The organism is Streptomyces sp. DSM 15324 (assembly GCF_001514285.1).
Lineage (GTDB): Bacteria > Actinomycetota > Actinomycetes > Streptomycetales > Streptomycetaceae > Streptomyces.
Map to the genome: position 1 here is coordinate 22,052 of NZ_KQ949027.1, position 12,571 is coordinate 34,622.

Below are 12,571 nucleotides of genomic sequence, written 5' to 3' on the forward strand. Positions count from 1 at the left end.
GCGCCGCGCGCCCCGGGGGGCGGCTCGCGTCCGGGCGGGGCCCGTCGGTCAGACGGCGGCCTTCTTGAGCCTGCGGCGCTCGCGCTCGGACAGCCCGCCCCAGATGCCGAAGCGTTCGTCGTTGGCGAGGGCGTACTCGAGGCATTCGGAGCGGACCTCGCAGGCGAGACAGACCTTCTTGGCCTCGCGGGTCGAGCCGCCCTTCTCGGGGAAGAAGGACTCGGGATCGGTCTGGGCGCACAGTGCGCGCTCCTGCCAGCCGAGTTCTTCGCCCGCGTCGTCGACCAGCAGTTGCTGCACCAGCTCGGTCATGTGCGCCCCTCGCTCTGTCTTTCGCGTCCCCGTGTACCTGGCCGTTCACCAATGGCGGCGCCTTGGCCCATTACCGATGTCGGCTGAACGACACGAGTGAAATTACAAGTGTGCTGCTCCGGGCGAGTCAAGCCGAGATCTGCTATTGAGCCCCTTATTCACTCTGCGGAACCAAGGCCGTGCGGTAAGTGTTGAAATCGCCATAAACCTTGACACGCAGAGGGGGCCCTGGAGGGGGCGGACCCCGCACAGTGCTTCCGCGGGGAAAGACGCCCAGAAGTTCGATCCCGTTGCGTCGCAACGGCTCACGCGTCCGGACTTGTGCCTCGTGTGTCCCGGCGGACTTGTGCACAAACCTTTCACCTTCCAGATGCACCGGATGAGGTGAACCGTGTCCCACATACCGGGCGTCGAGTTGACACCGGCAGGTGTGAACCGATGTCCTTGTGGGCATGCTCGCGAACTCGGCACTCACCTCGACCCGCTCCGCCGGGTCCCACGGTGCTGCTCGTGCTCGCTGTAGCTGTTGTTGCTGTTCCAGCTGTTGAGCCCACCGCGCTCCGGCTGCTCCTCCCGGGTCCACCGCGTCCCGGCCGCTGTTTCCCTTCGGCCCGTATCAGGGCACCCCTGATCCACCCGTGATCCGGGTGGACGGTACGTGACTCCCAGCCGCCCCCCACTCTTCCGCCGAGGAACCACCCCACTCCATGAACAGCGACAGCGACCTCCAGATCGCCGGCGACATCCTCGAAGTCCCCCATCTCCTCCAGGCCCCCCGCGCGCACCCGGCCACCGTGGCCGAGTTCGTCGGTCTGGCCCGCTCGATCGCCGCCGACCGTGGCGCGTGGGAGCACCTCGTCCGCTACGACGCGGCGAGCCGCTGGTACCACCGGCTGCACACCGGCCCGGGCTACGAGGTGTGGCTGCTGTCCTGGGTGCCGGGTCAGGGCAGCGGCCTGCACGACCACGGCCGTTCCTGCGGGGTGCTGACCGTCCTGGACGGAGAGCTGACCGAGCGCACGGAGCGGGGCAAGCGGGTGCTGGGGGCGGGCGCACAGCGGGTGTTCGCGCCGGGGTACGCGCACGACGTGACCAACGACGCGCTGGAGCCGGCGGTGAGCCTGCACGTGTACTTCCCCGGGCTCACCGAGATGCCCATGCACCACACGGCGTGCACGGCGCGGGAGACGTACGACACGGTGGACGCCGTCGGCGCGTAGGCCGGTGCGCGAGGGCCGGTGCGAAAGGGCCGGTGCGCGAGGGCCGGTGCTCGTACGGGTGGCCGGGTTGTCCACAGGCGGGGGGTTGTCCACAACCGCCGGGCGGGTCGCCGGCGGGGCCTGCGAGACTGACTCCCATGCGCATTGTGGTTCTGGCAGGCGGCATCGGCGGTGCCCGGTTCCTGCGCGGTCTGAAGCGGGCCGTGCCGGACGCGGACATCACCGTCATCGGCAACACCGGCGACGACATCCATCTCTTCGGGCTGAAGGTCTGCCCGGACCTCGACACCGTGATGTACACGCTCGGCGGCGGCATCGACGAGGAGCAGGGCTGGGGCCGGGCGGAGGAGTCCTTCCGGGTCAAGGAGGAGCTCGCGGCGTACGGCGTCGGGCCGGAGTGGTTCGGGCTGGGCGACCGGGACTTCGCCACGCACATCGTGCGGACCCAGATGATCGGCGCCGGGTACCCGCTGAGCGCGGTGACCGAGGCGCTGTGCGACCGGTGGAAGCCCGGGGTGCGGCTGATCCCGATGACGGACGACCGGGTCGAGACGCATGTCGCGGTCGAGATCGACGGCGAGCGCCGGGCCGTGCACTTCCAGGAGTACTGGGTGCGGCTGCGGGCGTCGGTGCCGGCCGAGGCGGTCGTGCCGGTCGGCGCGGAGCAGGCGAAGCCGGCGCCGGGCGTGCTGGAGGCGATCGCCGCGGCGGACGTCGTGGTGTTCCCGCCGTCGAACCCGGTCGTCTCCGTCGGCACCATCCTCGCCGTGCCCGGCATCCGGGAGGCGATCGCCGGCGCCGGGGTCCCGGTCGTGGGCCTGTCCCCCATCGTCGGGGACGCGCCCGTGCGGGGCATGGCCGACAAGGTGCTCGCCGCGGTCGGTGTGGAGTCGACGGCCGCCGCGGTCGCCGAGCACTACGGCTCGGGGCTGCTGGACGGCTGGCTCGTGGACACCGTGGACGCGGGGTCGGTGGAGCGGATCGAGGCGGCCGGCATCCGCTGCCGTGCCGTCCCCCTGATGATGAGCGACCTCGACGCGACCGCGCGGATGGCCCGGGAGGCGCTGGAGCTGGCGGAGGAGGTGCGGACGGCGTGAGCGGTGAGCGGGGCTACCGGGTGTGGGCGGTCGCCGGGCTGCCCGAGGTACGCGGCGGCGACGACATCGCCAAGCTGATCGCCGCCGCCGAGCCCGGTCTCACCGACGGGGACGTGCTCCTGGTGACGTCGAAGATCGTGTCCAAGGCGGAGGGGCGGATCGTCCGGGCGGACGACCGGGAGGCCGCGATCGACGCCGAGACCGTACGGGTCGTGGCGCGGCGCGGGACGCTGCGGATCGTGGAGAACCGGCAGGGGCTGATCATGGCGGCTGCGGGTGTCGACGCCTCCAACACCCCTTCGGGGACCGTGCTGTTGCTGCCCGAGGACCCGGACGCGTCCGCGCGGGCGATCCGGGACGGGCTGCGGGACTCGCTCGGCGTCGAGGTCGGGGTCGTCGTCACCGACACCTTCGGGCGTCCCTGGCGGGCGGGGCTGACGGACGTGGCGATCGGCGCCGCCGGGGTGCGGGTGCTGGACGATCTGCGCGGGGGCACGGACGCGTACGGCAATCCGCTGAGCGCGACGGTCGTCGCGACCGCGGACGAGCTGGCCGCGGCAGGCGACCTGGTGAAGGGCAAGGCGGCCGGGCTGCCGGTGGCCGTGGTGCGGGGGCTGGCCCATGTCGTGGTGGCACCCGCGGAAGGCTCGGCCGGCTCCCGGAACTCCGGGGGTTCCGCGGGCCCGGCCGGTTCCGACGGATCCGCGGGCCCGGCCGGCTCCGGTGTCGAGGCGGGCGCTTCGGCGCTGGTGCGCGGTGCGCGGGACGACATGTTCCGGCTGGGGACCTCGGAGGCCGTGCGGCTGGCGGTGACGCAGCGGCGGACCGTGCGGGCCTTCACCGACGAGCCGGTGGATCCGGGTGCGGTCCGGCGGGCGGTCGCCGCGGCGGTCACGGCGCCGGCGCCGCATCACACGACGCCGTGGCGGTTCGTGCTGATGGAGTCGCCGGAGTCACGGACCCGGCTGCTGGACGCGATGCGGGACGCCTGGATCGCGGATCTGCGGCGGGACGGGAAGTCCGAGGAGTCGATCGCCAGGCGGGTGCGGCGGGGGGACGTCCTGCGCAACGCGCCCTACCTGGTGGTCCCCTGTCTGGTGATGGACGGCTCCCACACCTACGGCGACCCGCGGCGGGACGGGGCCGAGCGGGAGATGTTCGTCGTCGCGACCGGGGCCGGCGTGCAGAACTTCCTGGTGGCGCTGGCCGGGGAGCGGCTGGGCTCGGCCTGGGTGTCGTCCACGATGTTCTGCCGGGACGTGGTGCGGGAGGTGCTCGGGCTGCCGCGGGAGTGGGATCCGATGGGTGCGGTGGCGGTCGGACACGCGGCCGAGGAGCCTCGGGAGCGGGGCGCGCGCGAGGTGGAGGGGTTCATCGAGGTGAGGTGAGAGGCGGGTCGGCAGGCAGGGCTTCCATCGGTTCTCCGGATTCGGGACGGCATCGTGGCAGGACGTTTCGCACCCAGGTCCACGCGTACGACCGTGCGCGGCGGGCATGTCCCCGTGCCGGCGCGGACGGCGGCGCGGGACGCCGACGGGCCGGGGCGGGTGCGCGAGTGGGTGCCGCGGGGGCCGGTCGATCTGGGGCTGGTGCTGGGGCCGTTGCGGCGGGGGGCCCACGATCCGACGTTCCGGGCGATGCCGGACGGGTCGGTGTGGCGGGCCAGTCTGACCCCGGCCGGGGCGGGGACCCTGCGGGTCTCGGTGGCGCCCGGCGCCGGTGTCGTACGGGGAGAGGCGTGGGGGCCGGGGGCGGAGTGGCTGCTGGAGGCGCTGCCCGAGCTGCTGGGCGCCCGCGACGAGCCGGAGGCGTTCGTGCCGAGGCACCGGGTGGTGGCGCACGCGTGGCACCGGCGGCCGGGGCTGCGGCTGACGCGGACCGGGCTGGTGCTGGATTCGTTGATCCCGTCGATTCTCGAGCAGAAGGTCACGACCGACGAGGCGTACCGGGCGTGGCGGTCGCTGGTGCGCAAGTTCGGGGAGCCGGCACCGGGACCCGCGGCAGGCGGACGGCTGTGGGTGATGCCCCCGGCGCGGACCTGGGCGCTGATTCCGTCGTGGGAGTGGCACCGGGCGGGCGTCGACAACAAGCGGGCGTCGACGATCCTGCGGGCGGTGCGGGTGGCGCGGCGGATGGAGGAGGCGGTGGGGATGTCCGCGCAGGAGGCACGGGCCCGGCTGGAGGTGGTGGCGGGGATCGGCCCGTGGACCTCGGCGGAGACCGTGCAGCGCAGTCATGGGGCGGCGGACGCGGTGACGGTGGGGGATCTGCATCTGCCGGGGATCGTGGGGTGGGCGTTGGCCGGGGACCGGAACGCGGACGACGCGGCGATGCTGGAGCTGCTGGAGCCGTATGCGGGGCAGCGGCATCGGGCCGCCCGGTTGATCCTGCTGAGCGGGCGGGTGCCGGAGCGGAGGGCGCCGCGGATGCGGCGGGGGGACATCGGGGCGCTGTGAAGGGGCCGGCGCCTCTTCGGCCCCGATTCCAGGGGGCCTTCGGGCCAGGTTCCAGGGGGCTGCGCCCCCCTGGACCGCCGATCGGCCCGGGACGGGCCGCGTCCTCGAGCGCCGGACGGCCGAGGAAGGCGGACCGGCGCACAGAAGTGACGCCCCTGTGAGGGCGCCGCGTCCTCGGGCGCCGGGCGGCTGACGTGCCGGGCCCGGCGATCGAGAGGTGGCGCCTTCGGCGGTCGGGTTACTGGTCGGAGGAGAAGCGGACCGCTCCTGCCGGGATGCGGGCGTCGCACCAGACGCGGGCGCCCTCACGGAGTTCGTTGTCGGGGCCGACGACCGCGCCGTCGCCGATGACCGTGCCGGTGAGGACGGAGCGTTCGCCGATCCGGGCCCGGGTGCCGATGAGGGAGTCGGTGATGACGGCGCCCGGTTCGATGACGGCGCCGGGGAGGATCGTGGAGCCGAAGACCCGCGCACCCTCCGCCACGAAGGCGCCCTCGCCGACCACCGTGCCGCCGGTGAGCTTGGCGTCCGCGGCGACCCGGGCCGTGGGCAGGATCAGCCGGTCGCCGCAGCGGCCGGGGACCGCGGGGGACGGGGCGCGTCCGAGGACGAGGTCGGCGGAGCCCCGTACGAAGGCCGCGGGGGTGCCGAGGTCCAGCCAGTAGGTGGAGTCCACCATGCCCTGGAGGTGGGCCCCGGCCGCCAGCAGGCCGGGGAACGTCTCGCGTTCCACCGAGACGGGGCGGCCCTGCGGGATCGTGTCGATGACCGAGCGGCGGAAGACGTAGGCGCCCGCGTTGATCTGGTCGGTGACGATCTCCTCGGGGGTCTCGGGCTTCTCCAGGAAGGCGAGGACCCGGCCCGTGCCGTCGGTGGGGACCAGTCCGTAGGCGCGGGGGTCCGTCACCTTCGTCAGGTGCAGCGACACGTCCGCCGCCGTCTCCTGGTGGGTGGTCACCAGCCTTCTGATGTCCAGGCCCGTGAGGATGTCGCCGTTGAAGACCAGTACCGGGTCGTCGGGGGCCGAGTGCAGGCGGGACGCCACGTTGCGGATCGCGCCGCCCGTGCCGAGGGGCTCGTCCTCCGTCACGTACTCGATGTGCAGGCCCAGGGACGAGCCGTCGCCGAAGTAGGGCTCGAAGACCTCCGCGAGATAGCTCGTCGCGAGGACGATGTGGTCCACCCCCGCCGCCTTGGCCCGCGCCAACTGGTGGGTGAGGAAAGGCACCCCCGCCGCCCTGACCATGGGCTTGGGCGTGTGCACCGTGAGCGGGCGCAGCCGGGTGCCCTTGCCGCCGACCAGGAGGATCGCTTCTGTCACCTTCGTCTCTGCTTCCTGCCGGGACCGGCCGAACTGTCATTCGACCGGCCAGTGTATGCAGACCGTTGTGTGGCGCTTTCCAGGCCGTGCGGTGTTCCGTCCCGGTCCCGAGGAGACTGTCCCCCCGACGGCTGATGAACCATGCCCCCACCTGGATGTGTTCTCCCGCCGTTCGGGTGCGGTTCGGGTGCGGTGCGGTGCGGGCCGGTGCGGTCGGTACCGGGGACCTCCCCTGGCCCCCGGAGCGATCCGGCCGCGGTCCACCCTCAGCGGCCCTGGTAGGTCGCCGCGGCCGAGCGGGCCGTGCCGAGCTTGCCGTAGAGCTGCTTGCCCGGGCATTCCGTGGCGAACCCGTCACGGTGACCGGAGATGACATTGAGTCGTACGTTCTTTCCCTTGGCGTACAGATTCCCACCCCCGGACTTCAGGTATGTCTTTCCGTTCGGATTCGCCCCGAAGAGACCGAGTTTCCATGCCGTCAGACGCGCGATGGCCGTGACGGTGGCCGAGTTCGGCTTGGCGGAGGTGAAGGTGCCGAGGACGGCGACGCCCATGCTGTTGGTGTTGAAGCCGAGGGTGTGGGCGCCCATGACGGCCTTGGTGACACCGCCGGCGCGGCCCTCGTAGATGGTTCCGCACTTGTCGATGAGGAAGTTGTAGCCGATGTCCCGCCAGCCCATGCTCTTGACGTGGTAGCGGTAGATGCCGCGGATCACGGACGGGGCCTGTGCGCAGGTGTAGTTGTTGCCGGTGGCCGTGTGGTGGACGAAGGCGGCCTTCACCGTGGTGGTGTAGCGGAAGCCGGCCTCCCGCATGCTCTCGTCCGCGCCCCAGCCGCGGCGGGTGACGATGCTCGGCCGGGGACCGATGTAGGGGGCCGCGCGGTGCTTCCCCGTCTTCTTCGTGCCGAGTCCGCGTCTCGTCCGTTCGCGGTCGAGGGCGGTGATCTTCGTGGCACCCAGCCGGGCGAGGGGCGCGTTGGCGGCGGAGGCCGACCGCTCGGCCGGGGACAGCTCCGCGGTCGAGGTGACCGGCAGGGCTCGGCTGCGCGGCGCCACGGGCACGTGCACGGGGGCGGCGCCACCCCCGGGGTCGACCAACTCCAGGCGCAGGCCGGCGGGGAGGGAGGCGTCGGGGTGGACGCGGATCTCGACGCCGTCGGATTCGCCGACCCACAGGGGGGCGGTGGCGCCGCGGACATGGCCCGAGGTGCGTTCGGCGGTGCCCGGGTCGGCGCCGTGGTCGGCGTTGTGGGTCTCCACGTCCTGCCAGCCGGACCAGGCCTCGCCGCCGGCCGGCCGGGTGCGGACCTGGACGCGGCCGTGCAGTACGGCGTCCGGGTCGTCCCAGACGACGCCCAGGAGGGAGAAACGGTGGACGTCCGTGCGCCGCGTGCCCCGGTCGGCGGAGCCGAGGGCGCGGTCGCGGGTGAGGGGGGTGAGGGGCAGTGACTGGGTGCTGCCGGGGAGGGCGGCCGCCCTGGCGGCCCCGGCGCCGGCCTCCGCGGTCGGCGCCGGTCGCACCGCCGCCGCCGTGGCGGGCGACGTCAGGGGCAGGGCGAAGGCGGCCGCACAGGTGACACCGATCGAAGTAGCTAGCAATCCACGCATGCGAACGATCCTGGGCAGAGTCATACATATCTGTCCATCGGGGATATGACGGGCCGTCGGGAGCGTTCCGCCGAACCGGTGGCGCCCGCAGGCCGGGCGTTCGGCCGAACCGGTGGCACGGCGGCGGGTGCGGCACCGACGCGGCGCGTACGCTTGCGCGGGTGAACGTCACCGATCGCACCCCTGCCGACCTGCTGCGTTCCGCGCTCGCCGCGGATCCCGCGCGTCCCCTCGTGACCTTCTACGACGACGCCACGGGCGAGCGGGTCGAATTGTCCGTGGCCACCTTCGCCAACTGGGTGGCCAAGACCTCCAACCTGCTCCAGGACGGGATGTCCGCCGAGCCCGGCGACCGGGTCGCGCTGCTGCTGCCCGCGCACTGGCAGACGGCGGTGTGGCTGCTGGCGTGCGCGTCGGTGGGCGTGGTCGCGGACGTGGACGGGGATCCGGCGCGGGCGGACTTCGTGGTGGCCGGGCCGGAGCGGTTCGAGGCGGGGCTCGCCTGCGGCGGGGAGCGGTACGCGCTCTCGCTCGCGCCGCTCGGGCGGCGGTTCGTGCCGGGGCCGCCGCAGGGGTACGCCGACTACGCCGTGGAAGTGCCGACGTACGGCGACCGGTTCGCGGCGTACGTGCCCGTCGATCCCGAGGCGCCGGCGCTGATCGTGGCCGGGGCGGAGTACAGCGGGGCGGAGATCGTGGAGCGGGCCCGGGACGGGGCGGCGGGGCTGGGGCTGACGGGGCCCGGGTCGCGGTTGCTGTCGGGGCTGCCGTACGACACCTGGGAGGGGCTCGCGGCGGGGCTGTACGCGCCGCTGGCCAGCGGGGGGTCGGTGGTGCTGTGCCGGAACCTGGAGCAGGCCGGGGAGGAGACGGTGGCTCAGCGGATCGAGAGCGAGCGGGTGACGGCGGTTGCCCGCTAGGGCCTGTCTGACAATTCGCGTCGTCGCCCGAAGGGCGGCCCGGCGGCGTCAGGTGCGTGCTCTCGGTGTGCCGGCCCGAGGCCTGCGTACTGGTGTACTCGGGTCTGGGGCCGGTGCGGCGAGAGGGCGTGCATGGCGTCGCCGGGCAGACGGGAATTGTCAGACAGGCCCTAGGCGGGGCTGGATCCGCCTCCCGCACCGAGGGCTCCGCCCTCCGGCCCCCGGGATGGGTATGGACGGCCTCGTCCTCGAACGCCGGGCGGACGGAAAGAAGAAACAGCCGACCGGCGTGAGGGAACGGCACGCAGCCGACCGGCGTCGAGGGAACCGCCCGCCCCCACGGGCCGTGCGCCCCTCACCCGTTCGGCCCATCCCCGCCCGCACCCCCGCCACCCTCGCGTCATCGTCGTAGGAGCGGCACTGCGCTCTCGTACGCACCGATCGGACGCCGGAGGGGGTGGGACGGATGAGGCGACGGCGGTGGGTGGCGTACGGGGTCGGGGCGCTCGCCCTGCTGGTGGCGGGCAGCGGCGGGGTCGGGTGGGTGCTCTACACCCGGCTCGACGGGAACATCACGCCCGACGAGGCGGCCGCGGCCGAGCTCGCCCGGTATGCGAGGGAGCGACCCGCCGCCCTCGTCAAGGACGCGCAGAACGTCCTGGTCATCGGGTCGGACTCGCGGGCCGGGGACGGCAACGGGCGGTACGGGACGGACTCCGGGACCGAGCGGTCGGACACCACGATCCTGCTGCACCTGTCGGGCGGCCGGCACCGGGCGACCGCGGTGTCCCTGCCGAGGGATCTGATGGTGGACGTGCCGGCCTGCCGGCGGCCGGACGGGTCGCGGACCCGGCCGGTGTTTGCCATGTTCAACCACGCCTTCGAGACGGGAGGGTCGGCCTGCACGGTGCGGACCGTGGAGAAGCTGACGGGGGTGCGGATCGACCATCACGTCGTCGTCGACTTCAGCGGGTTCAAGGACATGGTCGACGCGGTGGGCGGCGTGCGGGTCTGTGTCGCCGAACCGATCGCCGACAAGGCCGCCGGGCTGCGGCTGCCCGCCGGGGAGGTGACGCTCGACGGGGAGCGGGCACTGGGGTACGTCCGGGCCCGCAAGTCCCTCGGAGACGGCAGCGACACCGAGCGGATGGACCGGCAGCAGCGGTTCCTCGCGGCGCTCGTGGACAAGGTGCGCGGCAACGGCGTCCTGCTGAATCCGGTGAAGCTGTACCCGCTGCTGGACGCGGCCACCTCCGCGCTCACCACCGACCCGGATCTGGCGAGTCTGCGCGGACTCTATGAACTGGTGCGCGGCCTGGGGGACATTCCCGCCGAACACGTGCAATTCCTGACCGTTCCGCGGGAGTCGTACATCCACGACGCCAACCGCGACCAACTGGTCGAGCCGGCGGCGGAGAAACTCTTCGAACAACTGCGCACCGACGGACCCGTCGTGGTTTCCGAGAAACTTCCCACGCATGCGGGGACGGCGGAGTCGGGCCCGCAGGGTTCGTCCGCCAGGAGGGGGCCCTCCCCGTCCCCACCGGCCCCGACGTTCCGCGGCAGCACCGCCGCCGAGGGCGGTTGCGGGTAAAGCGCTTGCCAAGTCCAGGCCCCTGGAGTAAGTCATGGCCAGGGAATTGGGACGGATTGCCCGGTTGTAGGGACGTGGAATGTGTCACGGCCGTCGCCCCATGTCGAACCGGGCGGATAGTGTGAGCGATCCGGTGCACCCGGCCGCTTGGTCTGTCCTGAGGTCGTGCACTGATGTGACCGACTTGTGACTGAGTGACCGAGACGACCCGAGCGCCTGGAGGGGGAAAGGCGCCGCGTGGCCCCGACGGAGGATTCGACAGACCGTGGACGCGCAAGGCCGTGGGCGGGCGGACAACATCGATCCCGCAGACCAGTGGGTGCTCAATCCGGACACCGGCGAATACGAACTGCGACTGAGTACTTCCGCACCGCAGTCGGCGGTCCCCGGACCCCGTAGGGCGGCCTCCCGCGCGGCGGCCCCGGCCGGCGCGTCCGGCGGGGCGCGCGGCCGTACGGCGGCCCCGGAGCGCCAGGCGCCGGAGGAGGAAACCCCGGAACGGGTCCCCGCCCCGCGCCGCAAGCGTGGGGTGCCGGAGGAGCCGGCGAACCGGCGCGGGCGCCGGCCGGTGAAGAAGAAGTCGAAGACGAAGAAGGTCCTGTTGTGGACCGGCGGCGTCATGGCCTTCGTGCTGGTGGGCACGGCCGCCGCGGGCTACCTCTACCTCGAGCACCTCAACGACAACATCACCGCCGTCTCCGACGACGGCGCGAGCACCGGTGGCTTCAGCAAGGACAAGGCGATCAACATCCTGCTGATCGGCACCGACAAGCGCACCGGCGCCGGCAACAAGGGCTACGGCGACACCGACAGCGTCGGCCACGCGGACACCACGATCCTGCTGCACGTCTCCAAGGACCGTACGAACGCGACCGCGCTCAGCATCCCCCGCGACCTGATCGTGGACATCCCGGACTGCCCCACCACGCTGGCGGACGGCACCAAGAAGGTCATCCCCGGCCAGGACGGCGTCCGCTTCAACACGAGCCTCGGCCAGGAGGAGCGCACGCCGAGCTGCACCGTGCGCACGGTCACCGAGCTGACCGGGATCCAGGCGGACAACTTCATGGTCGCCGACTTCAACGCCGTCAAGACGCTGACCTCGGCGGTCGGCGGTGTCGACGTGTGCCTGGCGAAGGACATCAACGACCGGGACTCGCACCTGAAGCTGTCCAAGGGCACGCACACCATCGAGGGCGAGCAGGCGCTGGCCTTCGTGCGGACCCGGCACTCGGTGGGCTTCGGCGGCGACCTGAGCCGCATCGAGATCCAGCAGCAGTTCCTCGGCTCGCTGATGCGCAAGCTGAAGTCGAACGACACCCTCACCAGCCCCACCAAGATGATCAAGCTGGCGGAGGCGGGCACCGAGGCGCTGACCGTCGACTCCCAGCTGGACAGCATCACCAAGCTCAAGGACCTGGGCCTGGAGCTCGGCAAGCTCAATGTGAAGAACCTGACCTTCACCACCGTCCCGGTGCTCGACAACCCGGCGGAGAAGGTCAAGGCGACGGTCGTCCTCAACACCTCCACGGCTCCCACCATCTTCCAGATGATCAAGGAAGACGTCTCCTTCACCGAGGTGAAGAAGAAGGCCAAGGAGTCCAAGAGCGCGGCCGCCGCCGAGGCCGCCGCCCGGCTCAAGGGCCCCAAGTCCGCCGCCTCCGCGGTCCGGGTGCAGGTCATGAACGGCGGCGCCCCGGCCGGCAGCGCACAGGAGACTCTCAACTGGCTGCAGAATGATGAGGGCGTGACGAAGTCCGAGAACGCGGGCAACGCGCCGCAGGCACTGAGCAACACGACGCTCGAGTACGCCCCCGACCAGGCCGATCAGGCCCGCCGGCTGGCCGCCATCATGGGGCTGCCGGGCACCGCGCTGAAGCCGGGGAAGAGCGTCACCAACGCCCAGGGGCTGCCGACGATGACGCTGACGCTGGGCAAGGACTTCAAGGGCGCGGGCGTTTCGCTCACGGCGGCCACGAAGGTGCCGGACTCGGTCCAGAAGTCCACGGCGGACAAGGTCCAGTGCGCGAAGTAGGTAACC

At 72.4% G+C, this 12,571-nt stretch carries 10 protein-coding genes; 7 read left to right on the forward strand and 3 right to left on the reverse strand.

Annotated elements, in window-relative coordinates; all coding sequences use genetic code 11:
- Positions 1-48: 48 nt before the first annotated feature.
- Entirely contained in the window at positions 49-312 is a 264-nt protein-coding gene (locus AQJ58_RS16880; RefSeq protein ID WP_030792866.1) for a WhiB family transcriptional regulator, read from the reverse strand.
- A 707-nt stretch (positions 313-1,019) separates the two neighbouring features.
- On the opposite strand from AQJ58_RS16880, the gene AQJ58_RS16885 reads away from it, so the two are divergent.
- The 4 genes from AQJ58_RS16885 (at position 1,020) to AQJ58_RS16900 (ending at position 5,085) form a co-directional block, all read left to right on the forward strand.
- Positions 1,020-1,532 carry a cysteine dioxygenase gene (locus AQJ58_RS16885; RefSeq protein ID WP_067250987.1) on the forward strand — a complete coding sequence of 171 codons (513 nt, stop codon included), beginning with the start codon at positions 1,020-1,022 and terminating at the stop codon, positions 1,530-1,532.
- 137 nt (positions 1,533-1,669) lie between these two features.
- Positions 1,670-2,629 carry a 2-phospho-L-lactate transferase gene (gene cofD / locus AQJ58_RS16890; RefSeq protein ID WP_067250988.1) on the forward strand — a complete coding sequence of 320 codons (960 nt, stop codon included), beginning with the start codon at positions 1,670-1,672 and terminating at the stop codon, positions 2,627-2,629.
- Positions 2,626-4,017 carry a coenzyme F420-0:L-glutamate ligase gene (locus AQJ58_RS16895; RefSeq protein WP_067250989.1) on the forward strand — a complete coding sequence of 464 codons (1,392 nt, stop codon included), beginning with the start codon at positions 2,626-2,628 and terminating at the stop codon, positions 4,015-4,017. Before cofD ends, AQJ58_RS16895 begins: the two co-directional genes overlap by 4 nt.
- Positions 4,018-4,071: 54 nt before the next feature.
- The gene (locus AQJ58_RS16900) at positions 4,072-5,085 is read left to right on the forward strand and encodes a DNA-3-methyladenine glycosylase family protein (protein WP_067250991.1); all 1,014 of its coding nucleotides are present in this window, start codon (positions 4,072-4,074) and stop codon (positions 5,083-5,085) included.
- 238 nt (positions 5,086-5,323) lie between these two features.
- Here the strand turns inward: AQJ58_RS16900 and AQJ58_RS16905 are convergent, their stop codons facing one another.
- Together AQJ58_RS16905 and AQJ58_RS16910 are read right to left on the reverse strand one after the other, a co-directional pair.
- On the reverse strand, positions 5,324-6,406 hold the full coding sequence (locus tag AQJ58_RS16905; protein WP_067250992.1) for a mannose-1-phosphate guanylyltransferase: 1,083 nt from the start codon (positions 6,404-6,406) through the stop codon (positions 5,324-5,326).
- Between the two features lie 266 nt (positions 6,407-6,672).
- Positions 6,673-8,016, reverse strand: coding sequence for a peptidoglycan recognition protein family protein (locus tag AQJ58_RS16910; RefSeq protein ID WP_199844599.1), 1,344 nt, complete (start codon positions 8,014-8,016; stop codon positions 6,673-6,675).
- A 161-nt stretch (positions 8,017-8,177) separates the two neighbouring features.
- On the opposite strand from AQJ58_RS16910, the gene AQJ58_RS16915 reads away from it, so the two are divergent.
- From AQJ58_RS16915 to AQJ58_RS16925, 3 genes are all read left to right on the forward strand, one after another.
- Positions 8,178-8,936, forward strand: coding sequence for a TIGR03089 family protein (locus AQJ58_RS16915; protein WP_067250994.1), 759 nt, complete (start codon positions 8,178-8,180; stop codon positions 8,934-8,936).
- 466 nt (positions 8,937-9,402) lie between these two features.
- Positions 9,403-10,530 (forward strand): LCP family protein, encoded by a 1,128-nt coding sequence (locus AQJ58_RS16920; RefSeq protein WP_067250995.1) that lies wholly within the window; start codon positions 9,403-9,405, stop codon positions 10,528-10,530.
- A 265-nt stretch (positions 10,531-10,795) separates the two neighbouring features.
- On the forward strand, positions 10,796-12,565 hold the full coding sequence (locus tag AQJ58_RS16925) for an LCP family protein (RefSeq protein ID WP_067250997.1): 1,770 nt from the start codon (positions 10,796-10,798) through the stop codon (positions 12,563-12,565).
- Positions 12,566-12,571 lie beyond the last annotated feature (6 nt).

Excerpts from the sequence above, each read along its gene's own strand:
- AQJ58_RS16880 (WP_030792866.1), bottom strand. The coding sequence starts at position 312 with ATGACCGAGCTGGTGCAGCAACTGCTGGTCGACGACGCGGGCGAAGAA.
- AQJ58_RS16885 (WP_067250987.1), top strand. The coding sequence starts at position 1,020 with ATGAACAGCGACAGCGACCTCCAGATCGCCGGCGACATCCTCGAAGTC.
- cofD (WP_067250988.1), top strand. The coding sequence starts at position 1,670 with ATGCGCATTGTGGTTCTGGCAGGCGGCATCGGCGGTGCCCGGTTCCTG.
- AQJ58_RS16910 (WP_199844599.1), bottom strand. The coding sequence starts at position 8,016 with ATGCGTGGATTGCTAGCTACTTCGATCGGTGTCACCTGTGCGGCCGCC.
- AQJ58_RS16920 (WP_067250995.1), top strand. The coding sequence starts at position 9,403 with ATGAGGCGACGGCGGTGGGTGGCGTACGGGGTCGGGGCGCTCGCCCTG.